This is a genomic window from Hyphobacterium lacteum (assembly GCF_036330345.1).
Taxonomy (GTDB): Bacteria; Pseudomonadota; Alphaproteobacteria; order Caulobacterales; family Maricaulaceae; genus Hyphobacterium; species Hyphobacterium lacteum.
In genome coordinates, this window is record NZ_JAZDRP010000010.1 from 1 (window position 1) to 21,894 (window position 21,894).

19 protein-coding genes, 2 tRNA genes and 1 pseudogene are annotated in these 21,894 nt (G+C 59.0%); 5 read left to right on the forward strand and 17 right to left on the reverse strand.

Annotated features, from left to right (window positions below; all coding sequences use genetic code 11):
* The 10 genes and pseudogenes from V0U79_RS12630 to murA form a co-directional block, all read right to left on the reverse strand.
* Positions 1–2,380 (reverse strand): beta strand repeat-containing protein (locus V0U79_RS12630; RefSeq protein ID WP_330199875.1); only part of this gene is annotated, 2,380 nt, incomplete at its 3' end.
* Between the two features lie 324 nt (positions 2,381–2,704).
* Positions 2,705–2,779 (reverse strand): annotated as a pseudogene (locus V0U79_RS13715) (DUF2256 domain-containing protein); the annotation flags it as partial.
* Between the two features lie 117 nt (positions 2,780–2,896).
* Positions 2,897–2,972: transfer RNA gene (locus tag V0U79_RS12635), tRNA-Phe, on the reverse strand.
* Between the two features lie 90 nt (positions 2,973–3,062).
* Positions 3,063–3,239 carry a DNA gyrase inhibitor YacG gene (locus V0U79_RS12640; RefSeq protein WP_330199876.1) on the reverse strand — a complete coding sequence of 59 codons (177 nt, stop codon included), beginning with the start codon at positions 3,237–3,239 and terminating at the stop codon, positions 3,063–3,065.
* The gene (locus V0U79_RS12645; RefSeq protein ID WP_330199877.1) at positions 3,236–4,306 is read right to left on the reverse strand and encodes a ribonuclease E/G; all 1,071 of its coding nucleotides are present in this window, start codon (positions 4,304–4,306) and stop codon (positions 3,236–3,238) included. The genes V0U79_RS12640 and V0U79_RS12645 overlap by 4 nt, the downstream gene beginning before the upstream one ends.
* Positions 4,303–4,887, reverse strand: coding sequence for a Maf family protein (locus tag V0U79_RS12650; RefSeq protein WP_330199878.1), 585 nt, complete (start codon positions 4,885–4,887; stop codon positions 4,303–4,305). Before V0U79_RS12650 ends, V0U79_RS12645 begins: the two co-directional genes overlap by 4 nt.
* Positions 4,888–4,904: 17 nt before the next feature.
* Positions 4,905–5,123 (reverse strand): translation initiation factor IF-1, encoded by a 219-nt coding sequence (infA, locus tag V0U79_RS12655; protein ID WP_019961978.1) that lies wholly within the window; start codon positions 5,121–5,123, stop codon positions 4,905–4,907.
* Between the two features lie 111 nt (positions 5,124–5,234).
* Positions 5,235–5,708 carry a UPF0262 family protein gene (locus tag V0U79_RS12660; protein ID WP_330199879.1) on the reverse strand — a complete coding sequence of 158 codons (474 nt, stop codon included), beginning with the start codon at positions 5,706–5,708 and terminating at the stop codon, positions 5,235–5,237.
* Positions 5,705–6,145 carry a DUF2948 family protein gene (locus V0U79_RS12665; protein WP_330199880.1) on the reverse strand — a complete coding sequence of 147 codons (441 nt, stop codon included), beginning with the start codon at positions 6,143–6,145 and terminating at the stop codon, positions 5,705–5,707. The genes V0U79_RS12660 and V0U79_RS12665 overlap by 4 nt, the downstream gene beginning before the upstream one ends.
* Before the next feature lie 10 nt (positions 6,146–6,155).
* Positions 6,156–7,415 carry a UDP-N-acetylglucosamine 1-carboxyvinyltransferase gene (gene murA, locus V0U79_RS12670; RefSeq protein WP_330199881.1) on the reverse strand — a complete coding sequence of 420 codons (1,260 nt, stop codon included), beginning with the start codon at positions 7,413–7,415 and terminating at the stop codon, positions 6,156–6,158.
* Between the two features lie 286 nt (positions 7,416–7,701).
* Between murA and V0U79_RS12675 the strand changes: the two genes are divergently transcribed.
* Positions 7,702–7,776 (forward strand) — tRNA-Thr (locus V0U79_RS12675).
* Between the two features lie 7 nt (positions 7,777–7,783).
* Entirely contained in the window at positions 7,784–8,797 is a 1,014-nt protein-coding gene (gene pip, locus V0U79_RS12680) for a prolyl aminopeptidase (protein WP_330199882.1), read from the forward strand.
* Here pip and V0U79_RS12685 read toward each other — a convergent pair.
* Complete coding sequence (locus V0U79_RS12685) at positions 8,794–9,291, reverse strand: hypothetical protein (protein WP_330199883.1); 498 nt, start codon at positions 9,289–9,291, stop codon at positions 8,794–8,796. The two genes, pip and V0U79_RS12685, sit on opposite strands and share 4 nt — an antisense overlap.
* 22 nt (positions 9,292–9,313) lie before the next feature.
* The gene (locus V0U79_RS12690; protein ID WP_330199884.1) at positions 9,314–10,954 is read right to left on the reverse strand and encodes a DUF2793 domain-containing protein; all 1,641 of its coding nucleotides are present in this window, start codon (positions 10,952–10,954) and stop codon (positions 9,314–9,316) included.
* Positions 10,955–11,092: 138 nt separating this feature from the next.
* On the opposite strand from V0U79_RS12690, the gene V0U79_RS12695 reads away from it, so the two are divergent.
* The 3 genes from V0U79_RS12695 to V0U79_RS12705 are packed head-to-tail and all read left to right on the forward strand — an operon-like array spanning position 11,093 to position 15,056.
* Entirely contained in the window at positions 11,093–12,445 is a 1,353-nt protein-coding gene (locus V0U79_RS12695; protein ID WP_330199885.1) for a methylmalonyl-CoA mutase family protein, read from the forward strand.
* Complete coding sequence (scpA, locus tag V0U79_RS12700; protein ID WP_330199886.1) at positions 12,442–14,583, forward strand: methylmalonyl-CoA mutase; 2,142 nt, start codon at positions 12,442–12,444, stop codon at positions 14,581–14,583. The genes V0U79_RS12695 and scpA overlap by 4 nt, the downstream gene beginning before the upstream one ends.
* 2 nt (positions 14,584–14,585) lie before the next feature.
* Positions 14,586–15,056, forward strand: a complete 471-nt coding sequence (locus V0U79_RS12705) for a CC0125/CC1285 family lipoprotein (protein ID WP_330199887.1) — start codon at positions 14,586–14,588, stop codon at positions 15,054–15,056.
* On the opposite strand, the gene V0U79_RS12710 is transcribed toward V0U79_RS12705, so the two are convergent.
* From V0U79_RS12710 to V0U79_RS12730, 5 genes are all read right to left on the reverse strand, one after another.
* Entirely contained in the window at positions 15,053–15,565 is a 513-nt protein-coding gene (locus V0U79_RS12710) for a helix-hairpin-helix domain-containing protein (protein ID WP_330199888.1), read from the reverse strand. The two genes, V0U79_RS12705 and V0U79_RS12710, sit on opposite strands and share 4 nt — an antisense overlap.
* On the reverse strand, positions 15,566–16,603 hold the full coding sequence (locus V0U79_RS12715; RefSeq protein WP_330199889.1) for a hypothetical protein: 1,038 nt from the start codon (positions 16,601–16,603) through the stop codon (positions 15,566–15,568).
* Between the two features lie 121 nt (positions 16,604–16,724).
* The gene (locus V0U79_RS12720; RefSeq protein ID WP_330199890.1) at positions 16,725–19,250 is read right to left on the reverse strand and encodes a TonB-dependent receptor; all 2,526 of its coding nucleotides are present in this window, start codon (positions 19,248–19,250) and stop codon (positions 16,725–16,727) included.
* Positions 19,251–19,446: 196 nt separating this feature from the next.
* Positions 19,447–20,088, reverse strand: a complete 642-nt coding sequence (locus V0U79_RS12725; protein ID WP_330199891.1) for a glutathione S-transferase family protein — start codon at positions 20,086–20,088, stop codon at positions 19,447–19,449.
* The gene (locus tag V0U79_RS12730) at positions 20,085–21,788 is read right to left on the reverse strand and encodes an amidase (protein ID WP_330199892.1); all 1,704 of its coding nucleotides are present in this window, start codon (positions 21,786–21,788) and stop codon (positions 20,085–20,087) included. The genes V0U79_RS12725 and V0U79_RS12730 overlap by 4 nt, the downstream gene beginning before the upstream one ends.
* Positions 21,789–21,894 lie beyond the last annotated feature (106 nt).

A 21,894-nucleotide genomic window follows, 5' to 3' on the forward strand; every position in this document is an offset into this window, starting at 1 on the left:
GGGTGGCAGCGGTGTTGCCGTTGGCTGCAGCGTCCTGAACGACCGCCCCTGCAACATCGACCGTGACAACCCCGTCAGAAGCGGGCGTGATGGTGACAAGAAAGTTTGTGGCAGGCGGAATAGCACTGGAAGAGGATACTCCATTGGGAAGCGCAAATTCAGCGCGCAGATCCTTTGCTGACCCATTGCCAACTATGATCTCAGAAATATCAAAACCGGTGATCGGCTCAGAGAAAACAAGACTGGCAGTAAATTCTCCACTTACGGGACCGGCAGGACCGGTAATCGCCAGCGTCGGAGCCGTTACATCATTGGTGACAGAGAACTGGCTGGCTGCTGTGTTGTTATTACCCGCTGCGTCAGCAGCGACGTCTGCTGCTACGTCTACCGTGACGCCCCCCTCGGCCGCAGGCGTGATGGTGGCCGTATAGACTGTCGCTGATGTCGCCTGGAAGTTCGAGGCTGCGCCATTGCCGACACTGATATCGCCCACCACGAAGCCCGTGACGCCTTCATTAAAGGTGAAGGTGGCGGTGAAGGCGCCCGAGACAGGACTAGCAGGGCCGGTGATGGCTAAGGTCGGCGCTGTCTCATCATTCGTTACAGAAAACTGCGTGGCCGCGGTGTTGTTATTACCGACTTCATCAGCGGCAACAGAACCCGCGACATCTACCGTGACGGCCCCCTCGGCCGTCGGCGTGATGGTGGCGACATAAACGCTCGCGCTTGTCGCCTGGAAGTTGGACGCTTTGCCATTGCCCACACTGATATCGCCAACAACAAAACCCGTGACATACTCAGAGAAGGTGAAGGTCGCCGTAAACGCGCCAGAAACAAGACCCTTAGGACCGGTGATGGCTAGTGTCGGAGCGGTGTTCTCTATAACAAAAGCGTTGTCATTTGTGCCGGTAGGCGTGGCATTGGCGAGAAAGTTGCCCGCAAAATCACTTATAGCCGGTGGCCCAAAGGAAAATACACTCACCGCATCATCAAGATATCCCGCCGCGAAGAGATAGGTTGTGTCATCCACTACAGCTGTTGTGGCTGAACTGGCTCCACCAAGCCGCAGGTCACCGCTATCCCTATCCGCGACATTGGCGACATTGGTCAGACTGCCATCATTGGCGACAGAAAAGACACTCACGCCATCATCACCGTTCCGACCTGCATCATCACTCCGACTTGCCGCGAAGAGATAGGTTGTGCCACCCACTACAGCCGTCGTGACGGAAGAGGCTCCGTCAAGCTCGAGGGTGACGTCATCCGTGACATTGGCGACATTGGTCAGACTGCCATCATTGGCAACCGAAAACACACTCACGCCATCATCGAGATTTCCCGCCGCGAAGAGAAAGGTTGTGCCACCCACCACAGCCGTCGTGACGGAATAGGCTCCACGAAGCTCGAGGGTGAAGTAGTCATCCGTTACATTGGCGACATTGGTCAGACTGCCATCATTGGCGACAGAAAAGACACTCACGCCGTCATCACTTTGACCCGCAGCAAAGAGGTAGGTCGTGCCCCCGACCAAAGCCGTCGTGACGGAAGAGGCTCCATCAAGCTCCAGGGCGCCGCCATCCGTGACATTGGCGACATTGGTCAGACTGCCATCATTGCCGACAGAAAACACACTCACGCCATCATCAATTTGCCCTGCCGCAAAGAGATAGGTTGTGCCGACCACCTCTGCCGTCGTGACTGAACTGGCTCCATCAAGCTCCAGGGCAGGGGCATCCGTGACATTGGCGACATTGGTCAGACTGCCATCATTGGCGACAGAAAACACACTCACGCCATCATCAACATATCCCGCAGCAAAGAGATAGGTTGTCCCGCCCACCTCTGCCGTCGTGACTGAATAGGCTCCACCAAGCTCGAGGGTGACGTCATCCTTGACATTGGCGACAAAGGTCAGACTGCCATCATCGGCGACAGAAAACACATTCACGGCATTATCGTCAGCTCCCGCCGCGAACACGTAGGTTGTGCCCCCCACCACAGCCGTCGTGACGGACAAGGCTCCATTAAGTTCAAGGGCGTCGTAATCAGCAATATCCCAGACATTGGCGACATTGGTCAGTGGGGGCGGCCCTGTGTTTGCAGCGAGCGTTACTGTCGCATCCAGCGCCGCCATATCACCGCCAGACAGTGTGACATCTGTCTGGGTATTTGAATTGTTTGTGACGCTAAGCGTTCCGGTTGTTCCCGTGACATTGAACATGTCTGCGGTCACAGACTGAACGGCCTCATCAAATGTCACCCGCCAGGTGACGCTATCCGCATTCGTCGGCGAGCTCGCCGGTGACAGCCTTTCAATCGAAGAGATGCGCGGCGGTGTTGTATCCTGCGCTGCGGCTAGGCCGGCGCTGGATATAGCCATCAAGGCGGATATTCCGATAAGGTGAGTAATTGAGCTGCAAGTGTTAGAAAAGTGGCGCACAGCCAAGATCAGGCCAAGCATGACTACACGAGCAAAACTCATTTTCATGATCTCCCCCAAGACCCTGAAGGAAGCTGCTTGCATCAAGAAACGCTTTCACGAAAAAGCCGCTCCCGCCCCAATTAGAATTAGTCTAAAAACGAATTAGTGCTTTGACAATAAAGATCCAGAGGCGCGCTTTCGTTACTTACTCAGCGGTAAGCTGCGGCATGAGTTTTAGAGAAAGCGCTTGTATGCCAGCGTCCGTTCGTCTCGGCGGTTCAATCAAATACTAGACCGTGAACCGCGGCAGCGTTTCGAACAGTAACGAACTTCGTCCCAGTTTCGAGACCACTTTTTTCACCATGAATAACTGCGCCCGCAAACGGGACACGACTTATGCGGTAGGTATAAAATCGAAAGTCACATCCACCCGCCAAAAGCGATTTAAACTGTTGTTTTATATCGCTCTTTTAATGGTGCCCAGGGGCGGAATCGAACCACCGACACGCGGATTTTCAATCCGCTGCTCTACCAACTGAGCTACCTGGGCGCCGTCTTGCCCTGTACAAGCAGGGCCGTTGGAGAGGCGGGTTTATAAGCGCGTGTGGTGGCCCTGTCCACGCCCTCTTGCGCTTTGCTTTCAGTCTTCTGCAGACGGGTCTTCTGGCGCGGGTGAAACCGGCTCTCCCGGAATGGCATAATCATCCGATAGCCAGTGGCCGAGATCGGCATCGGCACAGCGCTTCGAGCAGAAGGGCAGCCAATTTTCCTCTGCCGGCTTCTTGCAGATGGGGCAGGCAATCTTCCGCTTCGTCATGATGTCACCTCGATGAAATCAGGAGGCGCCCCCTCTTTCATAGCCAGTTCGAATCGAGGCCCGAGGCGATCACTCATGGCTTCCTGCCAGCCGATTTTCGATGCCGACAGCCAGTCATGGATTCGCGGCGCGATACGCAGGGTCAGACGCGCAGCGCGATTGGCTGTCCCTTCTATCTGCAGGCGACGCAAGGCGGTCAGCGCCAGCGTTTCCGCCGTCGGCTGGCCGTCATCGCCCAGCAGATGCTCCATGACAGAGCGGCCGGCACGCTGACGTACCATCTCGATCAGGCCGAAGCGTGAGATGGACGTGAGATCAACGCGCGCCGGATCGAATTTCAATGCCTTCTTCAAAGCCCCTTCGACGGCCTTGCGGTCCGGCTGGGCCCGCATGTGCAGGGTATCAATGACGATATTGCCGCCAATGCCGCGCAGCCGGATCTGACGGGCGATTTCCGGCATGGCCAGCGTGTTGACGTCCAGCGCCAGCTTGCGTCCGGCGTTCACAGCCCGGCCGCCACTGTCGATGTCTATAGCGGTCAGCGCGCGTGTCGGCTCGATATGCAGGCTGCCGCCACCTTTCAGCGGCATGGCAGAGTCCCGTGCCGCCTCGATAGCACCGTCGATGTCGATACCGGCCTCGTCGGCCCATTGAACATCCGCTTCCGGATAGCGGCGCAGCAGGCGTTCGGCGAGATTGGCATCGGCCTCGATCAGAGCGGGTGCCTCGGGAAGGTTTTCGATATTGGCAAAAGCCAGTGTCGGACCTTTTTCGGCAAAGGCCTCACGCGAAACACGAACCGCAATTGCGGCTCCCTCATGCACGCCTTTGGGCCGGCCCGCCTTGCCAAAGGGCAGAAAGCCCGGCTCGCCCCGGCCCAGATCGACAAAGGCGGCGTTCAGGGATGTGTCGACGCGGGTGATCCGCCCCGCATAAACCTCGCCCGTATGGGCACGGGTTTCCATTTCGCTCCAGCGCTCGAAATGCAGCTCGACCACTTTGCCATTTTCGACGATGGCAGCGCGGGTTTCACCAACCCATTCCTCGACAGCGATCAGACGATTCATGACTTCAACACCGGATAACCGAAACCGCGCAGAAGGCTGGCCGTCTCATACAATGGCAGCCCCATAACGCCGGAATAGGATCCGACCAATTTCGTCACGAAGGCTTCAGCGCGCCCCTGAATGCCATATCCTCCAGCCTTGCCCTGCCACTCACCACTGGCGAGATAGGCGGCCACCTCGTCTTCGGTCAGGCGTTTCAGGCTGACCCGGGTTTCGACCACGCGGACGGCCTGCCGGCCATCCGGATGGATCAGTGCGACGCCGGTCCAGACACGATGCCCCCTGCCCGACATCAATTTCAGGCAGGCACGAGCCTCGGCTTCGGTTTCCGTCTTGGCAAGGATCCGCCGGCCCACCGCCACCACCGTGTCCGAGCCCAGGACCAACGCATCGTCTGCCGGGATGGCCGATGCCTTGGACACGGCGAGGCGCTCGGCCAGCTGGCGCGGCGTTTCTCCGGGAATTTCGGTTTCGTCGATATCGGCTGGCTGAACCCGGTCAGGTTCCACACCGATCCGGCGCAAGAGCTCGAGCCGGCGCGGCGATGCGCTGGCCAGCACGAGCTGCAATGGCTGTGTCATGCTGGCCGCTCTAACGTTTACTTGAAGCGATAGGTGATCCGGCCTTTGGTCAGATCGTACGGCGTCATTTCGACAAGCACCTTGTCGCCCGCCAGAACGCGAATGCGGTTCTTGCGCATCTTGCCTGCCGTATGGGCAATAATCTCATGGTCGTTTTCCAGCTTCACACGGAAGGTCGCATTCGGCAGCAATTCCGTCACTTCGCCAGGAAATTCCAACAATTCTTCTTTCGCCATGAGCTCCTCGTGATGGCGGTGAATCAACGCGCTAGCATACCACAAAAGGCCGCGCGGCGCGGTATATAGTCTTTGCAGGGGTAAAAAGTCGAGCCCGGACCTGTCTTAAAATCAGGCTCCACCGCGATGATGCAGGGCGCCAATCAGTGTGAACAGTCGCCTTGCGGTCTCGAAGTCGACTTCGATCTTGCCCGAAAACCGCTCGCGCAGCAGTTCGGCGCCTTCATTGTGAACCCCGCGCCGGCCCATATCGATGGCCTCGATCTGGGCCAGCGAGGAATCACGAACGGCTTCATGATAAGTCTCGCAGATCATGAAGTAGTCCTTGAAGATTCCCCGGAAGGGGCCGAGCGAAAAAAGAAAGGCATGGACCGGGTCCCCGGCCTCCGTGCGAATATCAATCGTCAGACGGCCGTCGTCGATGGAGAGCTGGACATTATAGGGTCCGGCACTGGCGCCTTCAGGGGCAAACTGGTTGGCGTCGAGGAGGTCCGAGATAGCCACACGGCGCTCACGATCAGCGGTCGTATCTCCTGTCTTCAGACCGACGAGATCAATGGATGCAATGTACTCATTCCCGCTCATTTGCCGTCCTCATGAGCCGGGCGCGATTTCACCGGCCAGGGTTCCGAGATGTCGGCCAGAAGCGCATCAATACATTCAAGTTCCAGCTTCATTTCACCTCCGCCGGAAAAAGCCAGCACCAGAACACCACCCGGCGCTTCGCCAGGTTCGAAGGAGATTGAGAGCAAAGAAACGATAGCCGATGGCGCGCCACGCTTCAGGCGTTTGGATTTGACACCGAGCACGCCGGAAACATCGAAAGCCGAGCGCGTGCGCCAGGCTTCACCAAATCCACGATCCTCCCAGCGAAAACGATTGAAGACGGCCGTAAACCGCCGCCGGCGGCGATCGAAGCTGAAATCGCCCAGCTGGGCGACAGCGTCCTGCAAGGCAGCCGACAGCACTTCCAGATCGCCTGCATCCTCGGCAGCCAGCCTGAGCGGTTTGCGTCGTGCCACTTGCTTCGCCCTACTCTTTCACGCGCTCGATATCCGCCCCGCAATTTGCGAGTTTTTCCTCGAGTCGCTCGAATCCCCGGTCGAGATGATAGACGCGTCCGATCATTGTTTCACCTGCGGCAACAAGTCCGGCAATGACCAGCGAGACCGACGCTCTCAAATCCGTCGCCATGACAGGCGCACCGCGCAGTTTTTCGACCCCTGTGACGATCGCTTCATTGCCGCGCAGATCGATCTTCGCCCCCATGCGCATCAATTCCGGCGCATGCATGAAACGGTTCTCGAATATCGTCTCTCGAATGACTGAACGGCCATCGGCGACACACATCGCAGCCATGAACTGGGCCTGTTCATCGGTCGGGAACCCCGGATAGGGGCGCGTTTCGATATCCGTTGCCTTCAGGCGGCCATTCATTGACCGCACACGAATGCCCCCGTCCTCGTTCGACAAATCCGCGCCGGCCTTCGACAGCCGGTCCCATAGAGCTTCGTTGTGCTTCCAGACAGCGTCTTTCAGCAGCACATCGCCGCCAGCCGTCGCCACAGCCAGCGCATAGGTTCCGGTTTCGATCCGGTCGGGGACAACCGCATGTTCCGTGCCGCCCAGCCTGTCGACGCCGGTGATGCGGATAGTGGCACTGCCAGCGCCTTCAATCTTCGCGCCCATGGCGATCAGGCAATCGGCCAGATCCACAATCTCGGGTTCCCGCGCGGCATTCTCGAGCAGAGTGTCACCCTTGGCCATGACGGCAGCCAGCATGGCATGTTCTGTCGCGCCGACGGAGACGAAAGGAAAGATCACTTCGCCACCGTGCAACCCTTTGGGCGCGCGCGCCTCGACATAGCCTTCGGACAGTTCGATCTCAGCCCCCAGCGCTTCCAGCGCCTTCAGGTGAAGGTCCACCGGGCGGGCGCCGATGGCGCATCCCCCGGGGAGCGAGACGCGGGCTTCGCCATTGCGGGCCAGCAGAGGCCCCAACACGTTAAAGCTGGCGCGCATTTTCCGGACGAGGTCATAAGGCGCTTCGGCACTATTCAGCCTTGCCGTCTGCAGCTGCATCCTGTCACCCGTGCGGCTGATCCCGGCGCCCAGATGTTCCAGCAAAGTCGTCAGGAAGCGGGTATCCGCCAGATCGGGCATCCGCGTCAAAATCAGCGGCTGATCGGTCAGAATGGTGGCCACCATCAATTTGAGCGCCGAGTTCTTGGCGCCGGAGATGTCCACTTCACCGTTAAGCTGGCGGCCGCCACGAATCTTTATTGAATCCATTGATGTCCTGCTTTCGCGCTTACCCCAGACGAATATTCAAGCGTTGCACATGGCCATTTCAAGGCGACTTGTCAGCCTTTCCAGGTGCTTTTCGCCGTCTGAGGTTCTTTCGCAGCGCCTCAGCCAGTCGGGCTTCACGCTCGGCCTGTTTGCGTGTCTTATCTGCGGATGATGGCTTTGAATCGTCTTGCGGCATTTCCTTCGTGTGCCCATGCTGCGCCTTTGCGTCAAGGCAGGCTTGGCGCGGGCTTCGGCTTGGGTTATACGCCGCGGTCCATGGCTTTGGGCCGCAGTAGCTCAGTGGTAGAGCGCGTCATTGGTAATGACGAGGTCGGGAGTTCAACTCTCCCCTGCGGCACCATCCTCCCATGAGCCTGTTTCCAGAGATACAGCCCCGTGAAACCGGTTTTCTTGAGACCGCTGATGGCCACAGGATTTACTGGGAACGCTGCGGCAAGGCGGGCGGTGTTCCGCTCGTTTTCCTGCATGGCGGGCCAGGGTCAGGATGCACGCCGACTCACCGGCGCTATTTCAACCCGGATGTCTTTGACATTGTTTTGTTCGACCAGCGTGGATGCGGGCGATCACGGCCGCTTTTCGACATCGCCAGCAATACAACCCAGCATCTGATCGGCGATCTGGAGGCGCTGAGGTGTCTGTTCGGCTTCGAGCGATGGATTGTTGGCGGAGCGTCCTGGGGGTCAACGCTTAGCCTTGCCTATGCGCAGACTCACCCGGACGTAGTGGCTGGCCTGTTCGTGGAAGGAGTCTTTCTTTCCACTGGCGCGGAACTGGCCTGGTGGCACGCTGTGCCAGGCGTGCCCAGTCTTTTCCCGGACGCTTTTGCGGATTTTCTAGGGAATGGTAACGCGCCTCAGGCGCAAAAAATAAGCGATTTCTTCGCCGCCAGTGTTGCGGACATGCAAGCAGAACTCGCTTCCGGTCTATCGGCTTTGCGCCGGATAGAAGACGCTGCAACGTCAATCGAAGACTTGCGCCATTCGCTGCTTTACCGCTGGACGGAATACGAAGAGCGGATTTCCTGGATCGAAAAAAAACCGGAGGAAGCGAGGCAATCCATGGCCGCACGCGGCCTGGATTATATCGTCAGCCATTCACTGATCGAAGCTCACTACTTCGCGAACAATTGCTTTCTGGAAGACGACCAATTGCTCCGGAATGCCGGCCGGATGATGGATATTCCGGTCGAGATCATCCAGAGCCGGTATGATGTGGTCTGTCCTGTGCAGGCTGCATGGCGGTTGCGCACAGCCTGCCCGGGATCGCGCCTGTCCATAATCAACGCCAATGGTCATGCCATGACAAACAAGGTCTATCCGGCCCTGCAAGCGGCGCTGATGCGCCTGGCGAAGTCCTTCTAGCGGAATTGCCGCGCACGATCGCCGAACCACCAGAGCGTCGCCGCACTGGCGGTGAAGGCGATATTGGCAATGAAATACCCGACAAATTCTGCCTCGGCGGCATCATCGAGAAACTGATCGGCCGCGCCAGACATGACCGAGAAGAAGACGATCAGATAAAGCAGCCAGAGAAACGGCGTCAGTACCGGGCGGACCAGCGCCCGAACGGCAGCCACCCAAGGATAGCCGGATTCAAGTACGGCTGCGTTGCGCTGGCTTTCTGCAAGGGCAGAGTAGCTGGCAGTTTGCTGCGCGCTGCGCTGTCCCAGTTCGGCGCCATCCACTGCATGGCGGGCGCGCGTTTCCTCCAGTTGCAATTCATGTTGCCAACGTTCCCTTTCCTGATGGTGTTCGGCGCGGCGCTCGAAATAGCCCGTCACCCGGCCAAGTGCGGTCCCCAGCGTGCCCAGCACACCGCCCGAGACTGCTGTGGCTCCAATGTCGAGAAAATCCATGTTCTGACCTTTCTGTGTGTGTCTACAGTTCTGCGTCGGCAGTGATGTGGACATGGGCGAGCGTCAGCGTTCCGTGAGCGGCACTCTGGATGGCGACACCATTCACTGAAGCTGAGATTACGCTGGCAGCGATATCCGTTCCGGACGCATCGACCATTCCGCTGGCGCCAGAGGCCGGCGAGTAGACCTCAATAGCCGGAGTAGCGCACATCTCCACCGGCAGTCGCCAGTCGAACACCGCCGATTGCGCTGGCCCTGACGTCGATGTTGTCAACCTGCCGGCTATCCCTGCTCCCGCGACGAGGTCGTCCACTGGACACGTCTTCACGAAATAGCGCTGGCATAGCCGGAGATTTTCAGACATTGACCGGCGCTCGAACTGCGTCGCCAAATTGCCTGCCTCCAGCTGGATGTCGGCCAGCCGGATATCGACATCGGTTTCTCCGCCGAGAAGGTAAAACTCCACACTGATGCGATGGCCCTGCCCCAGTGTCTTGCCGGACAATGCCGGAATGGCAGCGGCGACAGAATACCGTTGCCAGCCGGTCGACAGTGACAGTGTCTGCTGAAAAACAACGTCGGTCGGCGAACCTCCCGAACCGAAGTGTCGCCTGACCCTGACAACCATCGAAACGCTGCGTGTTGCATTGGCAAATAACGACAATGTGGCCGGACCTTCGGCCAGTCTGTCCACCCCCTCGATGCGCTGTTCAATCCAGGGATTGCCGGTCGCAAGGCCTGTCAGCCGCCATTCGAGGAAGTGTCGCGGATTGCCGGAAATGTCCGTTTGGCCAGTACTGAAATTCTCTCTTGAGAATTCGCAGCTCATACCTCCGTCAGAGACGAACTTCCAGCGGTCCAGAAAGTATTCACCGGCGACGGGCGAAAGGAATTGCTGGCCGCGCTGACCGATAGAAAAATCGCCATTGATCAGCAGATTGCGGCGCGCCGAAAGCGCGTCGCCATTGAGACGTTCCAGCCACAGCCCCTCAGTGGCGCCGACGTCGACGCGATCCGGGCTGGCGCGAAGAACGTCCACCCAGCTCACTCCATCACTACTGAGCTTCAGGAGCAGATTATTGTCGCCGATAAGACCGATTTCCGCCCGGCCCTCATAATCCGATTGGAACAGAAGCGACAGAATGTTGGCGCCGGATTCCTTGTTCAGCGTGCAACGCAGATCCCCCGTACCGCCTTCGGCAACGCCAAGCGCGGTCCACAAGGCGGTGTTCAATTTGGCCGCGAAGGGATTGGCCTCATCCGCCTGCGTCCCGACCCCCAACCGGGCAAGTTGCTGGATGACCGAGATCAGCGCCGTGTAAGACTTCCAGTCCGACCCATCGAACACCAGCAATTCTTCAGAGTCTTCCAGCCAGACCCGCCAGCCGGTCGATGGCATGATCTCTGCCCATTCAGAATCCCTGAAAACCGCAAGCGAATTGGGTTGCATCAATGCCCAATTATTGCCGACCAGATTTTCACCGAGGATATAGGCGTCGCCCTCCGACGGGCTGACCGGTTCGATATCAACACTCCGGCTGTTCGCACTGGCCTGGACCAGTGCGTCGAGGCGCCGGAAGGTCTCGTTGACGGTGACATGCTTCTGGGCCTGCGCCGCCATGACATAATCAAGGCCGAGGCGCGGTGAGGATTCTGTTGTCATGACCTGCTCCTGTGATCACAGAAGCCTATGTGACTGCGTATGGGCGTGGAGCAGTTGCCACCCTATCCTTGAACTGCGTCTTGACCTAGGCAGCGGGGACGCCTTTCTTCCAGCCTTATCCGGCCCATGGGATTCTAGATGTCTGACCAGGAAATCCACGCCCCCGACGAGGACATGTCGCAAAGCCTGTCTGATGCCTGGCGCATCATTGCTGACAAGGCGCTTCGCGGTGCCGATTTCGAGGAAACGCTGGTGCGGTCTACCGCGGACGGAATTCGCCGCGGTCCGGTCTTTTTCTCGGCGCCCGGCCTGCCCGATATGGCGCGCGCGACGCGCCCGGTCCATCTGCCCTGGCAAATCCGCCAGAGTTTCGCCGACGCCTCACTCAAAGACGCCAATGCCGCGATTATCGCCGATTTGCTGGGCGGCGTGACCCAAATCGGACTGCATCTGGATCCGGCAGGCCGCTACGGCGTCCCCGTCACGACCGGTGACGACCTATCAGCGGCACTTGAGGGCGTTGATCTGTCCATTGCCCCCGTACATATCGAGCCTGGCGGCGCGTTCAATGCTGCAGAGATTGGCCGCGCCCTGATTTCATTGGGAGCCAAGTCCGGCGGGCTGGGTCTGCGCGCAGATCATTCGGACCTGGCATCGCTCGCCAGCGAATTTGACGGCTTCATGATTGCCTCGATCGATGCACGGACGGTGCATGAAGCTGGCGGCTCGGAAGCCCAGGAAATTGCCTATGCGGCATCCGGCTTCAATGAAGCCCTCGGACGCCTGCTGGAGAGCGGCATGGATGCCGCACGAGCAGCCTCGCAAATCGAGACCGTCATGGCGGTCGATGCCGATATCCATCTCTCGATTGCCAAATTGCGAGCCGCGCGCCTTGTGCTCGCAAATATCCTGCAGGCTTATGACATCTCTAAGCTTGTCATGATTCGCGCTGTAACCAGCGGGCGCATGATGACGCGGCAGGATCCCTGGACCAACATTATCCGTATTTCGGCTGCAGCCTTTGCCGGCGCAGTCGGCGGTGCGGACACGATGAGCATTCATCCGGCAACACATGCGCTGGGCCGGCCTGACCGTCTGGCGCGGCGCACGGCTCGGAATTTGCACATTTTGCTGCAAGAAGAATCCCATGCCGGCGTGGTTGCCGATCCGGCTGCTGGTTCCTTCCTGCATGATAAGTTGAGCGAGCAACTGGCCCGGCAGGCCTGGGATATCTTCCAGACGACAGAGCGTCATGGCGGTTTTTCTGTTCTGGGAGACGCTGAAGGCTTTGGTGGCGATGTTTCATCTGCAAGCGGCAAGCTGGCTGCGCGTTATCGCGACAAACAATCGGTTCTGATTGGTGTTAGCCGACACGCTGCGCCGGACCTTCGGGAAATGAAATTTTTGAACGGCGATACTCCTCCCTATGGAGATGACCGCTTCACGCCGATCCGCCTTGAAGACTTTTCAAATCCGGGAGAGTCCGCATGACCGCCCGTATCGATTTCAGCGACCGCGCCTTCAATATGCCGGCGGGTGGCGGAATAGCTGGTGGAGATGTCTGGCAATCGCCCGAAGGCATTGCAATCAAACCGGCCTACAAAGCCGGCGATAGTCAGCTGAACCTGCGTTCGACGCTGCCGGGCGAAGCACCATTTCTGCGCGGGCCATACCCGACAATGTATCTTCAGCGCCCCTGGACCATTCGCCAGTATGCGGGCTTCTCCACGGCGAAGGACTCCAACGCCTTCTACCGGCGCAATCTTGCCGCTGGACAGAAAGGTCTGTCAGTGGCTTTCGATCTCGCCACCCACCGGGGATATGACAGCGATCATCCACGCGTTGCCGGCGATGTTGGCATGGCCGGGGTGGCGATCGATTCCATCTATGACATGCGCGAGCTCTTCGACGGCATACCGCTGGATGAAATGAGCGTATCGATGACCATGAACGGGGCCGTTTTGCCCATCATGGCTCTTTATATCGTGGCCGCCGAGGAACAGGGCGTGTCTCCCGACAAGCTGACCGGAACGATTCAGAATGACATTCTGAAGGAATTCATGGTGCGCAATACCTACATCTATCCACCTGCACCATCGATGCGCATTATTTCGGATATTTTTGCCTATACTGCTGAAAATATGCCGAAATTCAATTCGATCTCGATTTCCGGCTATCACATGCAGGAGGCTGGCGCGCCGGCGGATCTCGAACTGGCGTACACGATCGCCGACGGGCTGGAATATATCCGCACCGGTGTCGAGGCCGGCCTGGACGTGGACAGGTTTGCGCCCCGCCTGAGCTTCTTCTTCGGCATCGGCATGAATGTCTTCATGGAGATCGCCAAGCTGCGCGCCGCGCGCCTGCTTTGGGCCGGTCTGGTCAAGGACCGTTTCAATCCGCAATCCGACAAGTCGATCTGCCTGCGCACCCATTGCCAGACGTCGGGCTGGTCCCTTACCGCACAGGATGTCTTCAACAATGTTGGCCGGACTACGCTGGAAGCGATTGCCGCCGTGGATGGGCATACACAGTCGCTGCATACCAATTCGCTGGATGAAGCCCTGGCACTGCCGACAGATTTTTCGGCCCGGATCGCCCGCAACACACAGCTGGTTCTCGCCGAGGAAAGCCGGCTGATTGATGCCATCGACCCCTGGGGCGGATCCTATTTCATCGAGAGCCTGACACAGGATCTGGCGGCACGCGCGTTGGGCCATATTCGTGAAGTCGATGATTTGGGTGGAATGGCAAAAGCTATCGCGGAAGGTACTCCGAAACTGCGTATCGAGGAGGCGGCTGCCCGAACCCAGGCGCGTATCGATTCCGGCCAGCAGACCATTACCGGCGTCAACAAATTCATCCTCAACGAGGAAGAGGATGTGCCGGTTCTCAAGGTCGATAATTATCAGGTCCGGAAGGAACAGGAAGAAAAGCTGGCGCGATTGCGCACGGAAAGGGACGCCGCAGAGGTTTCATCAAGGCTGGCCGCTCTGACAGAAGGCGCCCGCAATGGAGGTAATCTGCTGGCGCTGGCCGTTGATGCCGCACGCGCCAAGGCGACGGTCGGCGAAATCTCTTCAGCTCTCGAGACAGCCTTCAACCGACACGAAGCGGATATCCGGGTGATAAAGGGCGTTTACGCCGAGGAAGCTGGCGACGATCCGAAAGTCGAGCGGGCACGAAAAGCGGCCATAGCCTTCAAGGACCGCACGGGCCGCAAACCGAAAATCCTAATCGCAAAGCTGGGCCAGGACGGTCATGATCGCGGTCAGAAAGTCGTGGCATCGGCTTTTGCCGACATGGGATGGGATGTCGTAATCGGACCACTCTTCCAGACGCCTGAAGAAGCCGCCGAGCTTGCCGATACCGAAAATGTCCACGCGGCAGCCATGTCGTCACTCGCAGCGGGCCATTTAACGCTCCTGCCCGAATTGAGGAATGCCTTGCGTGATCGCGGGCGTGGGGACATGCTGATTATCGTTGGCGGTGTGATCCCGCCCGACGATGCTCCCGTGCTCCGCCAGATGGGCGCCGCGGCCGTTTTTCCGCCCGGCACGGTTATCGCCGACAGTGCGCTGGACCTTCTCGACCGGATGGAGGTGTCTGTCGCCAGCTCGAAAGGTTGAAGATGAGACCACTGCTTATTGTTGCGATCACTAGCACCCTGGTTGCCTGCGCGTCGACGCCAACCACCTATGCGCCGGCAGCCGGAACCAATCGCGGCTATTCCGAGCAGCAGATCGAGGCCGATCGGTATCGCGTCCGCTTCGATGGCGGTTCTGACGTCACGTTCAGCGAGCTTGAGGACATGGCCTTCCGCCGAGCGGCGGAACTGACGCTGGAACAGGGCGGAAGCTGGTTCATCGTCGTCTCGCGCTCAAGCCAGGGCGATGACGACCGGCCGGTCAGTGTCGGCGGCAGTGTCGGGCAGACCTTTGGCAGCCGGCGGTTTTCCGGCTCAAGCGTTGGCATCGGCATCCATCTGGACCCGAGCGCTGGCGAAAAGTCGATTTTCCTGGAAATCCTGATCCGGAGCGGCGCCATGCCGGACCGGCCGGATGCCTATAACGCACAGGACGTCCTGCACTGGCAAAACTAGCCGATGCGGGCCTTCGCCTGACCAACCCAGTCATCGCGCACAATCCGGCCGCGGGCCGTCAGCTTCTCATCCCAGCTGGCGATATCCTTCGCGGTCCAGGCTGCGATCTGGGCAAATGTCGTGACACCGTCCGCATTCAACGCCTCTGCCGCTTTCGGGCCCAGGCCCTTTAGCGCTGTCAGATCGTCAGGCTTGGCCGGAATTGCCTTCTTGGCCTTTGGTTTGGCGGACGCTTTCGGCTTGGGGGTTGTAGCGCCCTTTTCCGACGCGCCGGTCTTCACCGGATCTGATCCATGTTCCCGGGTCGCGCTTTCGAGTCTGGCCTGACGCTGAGCTGCGAGTTTGGAAAGGCTGTCATTCTCGCGCTGAAGGCGCGCGATCTGTTCTCTCGCGTCATCAAGCTCCTTGCCGATTATTCCGGACGACGACCAAAGCCGCCAGCCAAGACCCAGCCCCAAAGCAAAGGCGATGAAGAGAAAAATCCACATCTGCCAGATCAGCCAAAGCATCTAACCGTCTCCTTCGGTTCGCGGCGTGACCAGAACAAGCTGGTCCTGTTGAGCATTGATGAGCACCAGAATACCCGCCGGATCGATATCCCTTTCGGCCAGCGCCGAGCGGATCGATTCTCCCCTGGCCATTGCCAGTGTCTCGGCTTCCCCGTCGCCAGCCACGACCGGCCTTACGGAAACCGTCAATGCGGCTGCCGGGCAGGCCCGGGATACGGCCGCCAAATGCTCAAGCGTTTCGTCAGACGAGGCCGCCAAAAGGGCACTTCCCGGATTGAACCGCAACCGGCCCAGCAAGCTGGCGGCATCCATCAGCCGTGAGCAATCCTGCAATGTCAGGATCGTGCCAACCGATGTTGTGTCCGTGCGTATCCAGCTGACCGGGTGGAATGTGGCCGGGGCCGCCTCGATAGCGGTGATGACATTGTCAGCCTGGGCTTGATTGCTGGCGACGCCATAAACCGTGATGTTGTCCGCCTCCAGCCGTCCCGCGCCTTCTTCAAGGCGAGAAATGGCCGACAACAATTGCGAAGCCGCCTCGGTCCAGCCTGCCGTGCTGGCGTCACCATCGCGGGTCGACATCCGGATCGAGACGCGTGACGGGAAGAGAACATTCGCCAGGCTTGTGATGTCTTCGCGGGCAGAAGCGTCAGGTGCAATGCCCAGAACCTCCAGACCATCGCTGGAGAGGATAAGTGTTAACTGACTGGGGGCATCGCCTTCCTGGGCAACCGATTCATCGATCACGCGGGTAATCCCGCCAGCGAGCGCGCCCCCCGACCATTCGGCATTATAAATGGCCTCGATCGCAGCCTGATGCACCCCTTCATTTGGCCAGCGGCCGCGCAGCGTTGCCACCTGCCCGTCAACGGTCACGCGAGTCCAACCGAAGGAGCGATCTGCCAAGGCTTCATCGACAGCTGCCTGCAGGTGTGCTTCCAGCCGTCCGGGCGCAACGGAGGTCATGTTGGTGACCACAATTGCGAAAACCAGGAACACCCCGAGCCCTGTCAGCAATGTGCGTTGAACTGGTGTCATTCAGAGTCCTTCGATGGCCGGAAACAGGCGCCGGCCCCCTTTGTATCCAGAAATCCCGATTCTAGCACAATGAAAAAGGGCCGGAGTGGAACTCCGGCCCTCTTCCCCGTTTGCGGACCGCCTAGCGGCGGGCGCGAAGCGTCAGACCGATTGTCCGCGGTTGCCCAAGGAAGGCATTGAACGAACCCGGTTGGAACGGACCGTCGAAAGCAACCTGGATGTAGTCTTCGTCGAAAATGTTATTCGCGAAGAGTTCCAGCGACCAGCTTTCATCCTCGGCACCAATGCCTATGCGGCCGTTGAACACAGCATAACCATCCTGGACCTTTTCCGGGTCGAGGTCGGAACCGGTGTTCTGCTCGGACAGCAGGCGGCCATTCAGATGGGCCAGCCACTGCATGCCGTCACCGAACGGACGGACATAGCTGATCGAGCCGGAGGCATACCACTCTGGTGCCAGCGAGAAGTTCTGGCCGGACAGACGGTCGACATCTGCCGTTCCTGTCGGTGCAAAGCTGTTATAGCTGGCATCGGCATAGGTGATGCCACCCTGCAGGGTGAGGCCCGGAGCGCTTTCAGGGAACCACAGCAGCTCGAACTCTGCACCTTGCGTAACCGCACCATTGTTCAGTGACGTCACGAAGAAGCCGAGACCGTTGAACGTGTTCAGCTGGAAGCTCTCGAAATCCGAGTAGAAGATGTACAGGTTAGCCAACAGCGTGTCGTTCAGGGCTTCGGTCTTGATGCCGATTTCAAACGAGTTGACGATTTCCGGATCGAACTGGGCCGGATATTCGCTGGTGCCTGCCAGAACGTTGGTAAAGTTCACGGCATTCGAACCGGACTGTGTGAAACGGTCGAGGTTGAAGCCACCGGCCTTGTAGCCGCGCGAATACGTACCATACATCAGGAAGTCTTCGTTGAAGCGGTGCGACAGGGAAATAAGCCCCGTCACTTCGTCTTCCGACAACGACTGGTCGAAGTTGATGTTGGAATACGCATCACGCGCGCTCGGCAGACAGGTAAAGGTACCAAACTGGATCAGGCTCGCCACCGGAACACCCGAAGCTCCCGAGAACCCAGCGAGGATTGCCTGGTTCTGGGCCGTGCTCCAGTCGAGCGCTTCGCCGAACACCGTTTCCCAGACATCACAAGCCGGAGCATTCGACGGGGAGAAATTCGCCATTGCGTCTTTCTCGGTCGAATTCCAGCGCAGGCCGAAGGTCAGTTCGGTGCTGTCGGAAATCGAGAAGGTGTTGTGCGTGAACAGGCCGAAGACCTGACCATCCTGCTCATAGCGGTCACCGCCGGAATTGGCGCTGCCCGCCGGGAAGCCTTGCCCCGGAGCGAGCGGCGTATAGCCCGGAATGAAAGCACCACCCAGACCGTTCGCCAGGGTCGTCACGAGTACCGGATTGCCGCCACCGATCAGGCCCAGATAGGCCTCGAACTGGGAACCGTACTGGATGGCATCACGCCGAACGAGATCCTCGTTCGAGAAGAATGCACCCACCAGCCAGTCCAGACGCTCCGTCTGGCCTTGAGCGCGTAGCTCGAAGGTCGAATTGCCAAACTCGAACGAGTTCAGGGCCGGGTCACGATAGACGATATCAGCACCGGTGAAGTCCGTATCCTGACCGGTGACGATTTCATAATCGCGGGTCGAACCGATCGCCGTCAGCTCGAAATTGTCGAACTCATACGTGTATTCGAACTGGAAACCGCCGTCTTCGATGGTCTGGTCTGTCGGACGATTGGACTGGATCACCCGGCTGAACGGATCTTCAGAACCCGGCATCGGACGGCCGCCCGGCACCAGTGCGTTGATCGCTGCAGCCGTCGGGCCGGAAACGATGGACGGAGCGCCGCAGCAGAACTCATCCCGCTCGGTCATATCGCCCTGGATCGTCAGCTCGCCACGGTCGCCGATATTGAACAGGACAGCACCACGAATGGTCCAGAAATCCTGATCATTGTCTTCGGTCTGCGTACGCGGACCGTTGAAGGTTTGCACCGACTGGAAGCCGTCGCGGTCGCCGCGAGCCGCATACAGACGGAAGGCTGCCTGATCTTCGGCGAGCGGTCCGGTCACGCTACCGGCAACGCGGAAACCATCAGCACCGTCAGTGACATAGGTCGCTTCAAGGCTGGCGCCGAATTCGAATTCAGGGGCTGCGGTAACAATGTTGATGATACCGGCCGACGTGTTGGCGCCGAACAGCGTGCCCTGCGGGCCGCGCAGCACTTCAATACGTTCGATCTCCCCCAGATCGCCGAAGCTCACACCGTTACGTGCACGCGGCACACCATCAATAACGACGCCGACCGACGATTCGAGACCGGGGTTATCACCCACGGTGCCGACGCCACGAATACGGGCCGTGGTCGAATATTCACTGGACGTCGAGGTGACGTTCAGGCCCGGAGCGATGACAGCCAGGTCACGGATGTCACGGACACCGGAATTTTGCAGCAATTCACCGCTATAGGCGGTCACAGCAACAGGAACGTCCTGAATGCCCTGCTCACGCTTTTGCGCGGTAACGGTAATCACATCGACCGTCTGTCGGTCCTGTGCGAATGCCGGAGCGGACAATGCCCCTGCGGCAACCGCAGCCATAAGGGCTGCACGGCTTACAAGCTTCATTCGATATTCCTCCCGGTCCTGGTTCTAACCAGTTTCGATTGCGCGGACTTCGCCGCGTTTTTGATGGCCCAAGTTTGGCTTATTTCCTTTGGCGGAAAAAGCATTAAGGGCGCTAAAAGGTAGCTCAGCTCCCTTTATTAGAACTGTTTCAAAGCAATTTCGGACCAAACGTTGCAGTGATGTCACATATCTGTCGTCATGCCTTCGCGCTTGGCCGCTCGCTAACGGCCTGACGCCACTCAGCCAGAGCCGCTTGATTCTCGTCCGGAACCATTTTGACCCAGGATGCGAATTCGACCGCAACAAACGCGGTGATATCGGCAAGAGAGAATGCGTCACCACCAACATAGGCAGACTCGGCCAAGCGGTTTTCGAGCGTCACGAAAAACTGTGTCACACGGGCTCTGCCGCGCTCGGCCAGTTCGGGGATTTGCTCGTAGGATTTCGGCCCCGTCAGCCCCCTGCCTTTCATGCCCGGCAAAGCGTTCCGGACAACTTCCGCAATCCCCATCAGCCCTTCAAATTCAACGATGGCATTCCATTCCGCAATGATCGCTTTTTCCACCGGTGTCCGCCCCATCAGCGGCGGTTCAGGGCGGATTTCCTCGATATAGCGCGCGATCGAAGCATTATCGCCGAGGACGGTACCATCCGGCAATTTGAGGGCGGGGACAGTACAACGCGGATTGATCGCCCTGAACGCCTCACCCAATTGCTCGCCATGCCGCAAATCGACCTGGACGGTCGGTACTTCCAAGGCTTTTTCCGCGAAAACCATCCGGGCGCGACGCGGGCTGGGTGCGGTCGCGCAATCATAAAATACGTGGTCCTGCATCATGAGAATGCCTCCGGTCGCTCGTTTGCGACCCCGAGGCGATCCTGAATCGCCCGCCCCAGCAAGATCAGACGGTCCTCACGGAACAGCGGCGCCCAGAGGCTGGAGCCATATGGCATTCGGAAGGTTTCCTCCTGCCGCTCTGCTCCGCTCGCCGTCAGCGGATTGAGCGTCCGCTCGGTAAAGCCGCTGCGCAGGATCAGGCTTGGATGACCCGTGAAGTTCGTAATGAGCAGCATGCTGGCGGCAAAGTTGGGGCCGATGATCACATCGCAATCCTCGAATACGCTGTGCATCATCTGGCAGACATCACGTCGGAACCGGTCGACATTGACGAAATCGACTGCCGAATTCAGCCGCGCACGCCGCCAGGTGTTCGGCCAGGCCCGCGGCTCCTGCCAGCGCAGATCGTCATCCCTGCCAGACAGCGTCAGTTCCTCGAATGCTGCTGCTGCCTCGACCTGCAAGATCGTGGACAGAGCGCCATAAGGCAATTCAGGCAGTGAGATCTCGACCAGCTCACAGCCCAGATCTCGTACCGCTTGCATTGCTGCCCGATCCGGCTCGGCAGCGTTTTCCATGATTTCGGGAATATAGCCGACACGGAAACTCGAGGGATCAGTGGACCAGTCTATGCCGAACGCGGAATCGGAAGATGAGGCATCCTTCGGATCGCTCCCGTTGATGGCGGCAAGGACGAGGCCCGTGTCGGTAACATCCCGGGTGATGGGGCCGATCTTGTCCAAAGACCAGCACAGCGCCATTGCGCCCGCCCGCGACACCCGCCCGAATGTCGGGCGCAACCCGGTTGCACCGCAACGGTGCGAAGGCGAGATGATCGATCCCAGCGTTTCGGTGCCGATCGCAAAGCTGGCCAGGCCTGCCGCTACCGCAGACGCCGATCCAGCGCTTGAACCAGACGAGCCTTCATCCGTATTCCACGGATTCCGCGTCAGGCCATCAAACCAGAGATCATTGTAGGCGATGGCGCCGCTGGTCGACTTTCCAAGGAGCACCGCTCCGGCGGCGCGCAAATTTGCTGCGACGGTCGCGGTTTCTTCAGCGATCCTGTCCTGAAAGGGTGTCGCGCCCCAGGTGCTGCGAATTCCTGCAATGTCGATAATGTCCTTCATCGCATAGGGCAGCCCCTGCAGCGGTCCAGCCACTTCACCACGCGCAAACGCCGCATCAGCCTCATCGGCCTGGGCCAGAGCAATGTCCGGGGTGACCGTGATGAAGCATTCCAGCTCGCCGGAAAAACGTTCAATACGTGACAGGTAGATTTCGGTCAGCCGACGGGATGTGATTTGCCCGTTGCGTAACCATGCCGACTGCTGCCAAGCGGGCGAAAACGCAATATCGGCGTCAGATACTGGCATGGCAGACGAGCCGTCAGAGCGAAGGCTGATGCCGCTCTCGGGGAGATCATACGCCACTCCAGGCAGCCGGGGATCAAAGACAGTTGCCGGCTGAAGCGTATTCGGCTGATCAATAGCCCGGAACCGGGCCATGCTGTCCGCCCAGTCATCAAGGCCGATAAGCATCTGCTCGATCTCTTCGCCGGTATAATCAACTCCGAAAACACCACCGGCACAGTCCAGTGATTCTGCCGTGAGCCTTTCCTGAGCGCCCGCCGGCCCCGCCGCCAGAGCTCCTGCCCCGACCGCCAATCCACCCAGTAATTCGCGTCTTGTCGTCGCCATGCGCACCTCCCTTTATGAACCAAACATAAACGGTTCGATCCCATTGCCCATCAAATGACCCCAATTCAGCCCGTATTGCCGCCGTAATCTGCCACATTTCGTGGTT

Bases quoted from the DNA above. Each gene is read 5' to 3' on its own strand.
- V0U79_RS12685 (WP_330199883.1), bottom strand. From the start codon at position 9,291: ATGGATTTTCTCGACATTGGAGCCACAGCAGTCTCGGGCGGTGTGCTG.
- murA (WP_330199881.1), bottom strand. From the start codon at position 7,415: ATGGATTCAATAAAGATTCGTGGCGGCCGCCAGCTTAACGGTGAAGTG.
- scpA (WP_330199886.1), top strand. From the start codon at position 12,442: ATGACCGCCCGTATCGATTTCAGCGACCGCGCCTTCAATATGCCGGCG.
- V0U79_RS12690 (WP_330199884.1), bottom strand. From the start codon at position 10,954: ATGACAACAGAATCCTCACCGCGCCTCGGCCTTGATTATGTCATGGCG.
- V0U79_RS12725 (WP_330199891.1), bottom strand. From the start codon at position 20,088: ATGATGCAGGACCACGTATTTTATGATTGCGCGACCGCACCCAGCCCG.
- V0U79_RS12715 (WP_330199889.1), bottom strand. From the start codon at position 16,603: ATGACACCAGTTCAACGCACATTGCTGACAGGGCTCGGGGTGTTCCTG.
- V0U79_RS12650 (WP_330199878.1), bottom strand. From the start codon at position 4,887: ATGACACAGCCATTGCAGCTCGTGCTGGCCAGCGCATCGCCGCGCCGG.
- V0U79_RS12705 (WP_330199887.1), top strand. From the start codon at position 14,586: ATGAGACCACTGCTTATTGTTGCGATCACTAGCACCCTGGTTGCCTGC.
- V0U79_RS12720 (WP_330199890.1), bottom strand. From the start codon at position 19,250: ATGAAGCTTGTAAGCCGTGCAGCCCTTATGGCTGCGGTTGCCGCAGGG.
- pip (WP_330199882.1), top strand. From the start codon at position 7,784: ATGAGCCTGTTTCCAGAGATACAGCCCCGTGAAACCGGTTTTCTTGAG.
- V0U79_RS12710 (WP_330199888.1), bottom strand. From the start codon at position 15,565: ATGCTTTGGCTGATCTGGCAGATGTGGATTTTTCTCTTCATCGCCTTT.
- infA (WP_019961978.1), bottom strand. From the start codon at position 5,123: ATGGCGAAAGAAGAATTGTTGGAATTTCCTGGCGAAGTGACGGAATTG.
- V0U79_RS12730 (WP_330199892.1), bottom strand. From the start codon at position 21,788: ATGGCGACGACAAGACGCGAATTACTGGGTGGATTGGCGGTCGGGGCA.
- V0U79_RS12695 (WP_330199885.1), top strand. From the start codon at position 11,093: ATGTCTGACCAGGAAATCCACGCCCCCGACGAGGACATGTCGCAAAGC.
- V0U79_RS12645 (WP_330199877.1), bottom strand. From the start codon at position 4,306: ATGAATCGTCTGATCGCTGTCGAGGAATGGGTTGGTGAAACCCGCGCT.
- V0U79_RS12660 (WP_330199879.1), bottom strand. From the start codon at position 5,708: ATGAGCGGGAATGAGTACATTGCATCCATTGATCTCGTCGGTCTGAAG.
- V0U79_RS12640 (WP_330199876.1), bottom strand. From the start codon at position 3,239: ATGACGAAGCGGAAGATTGCCTGCCCCATCTGCAAGAAGCCGGCAGAG.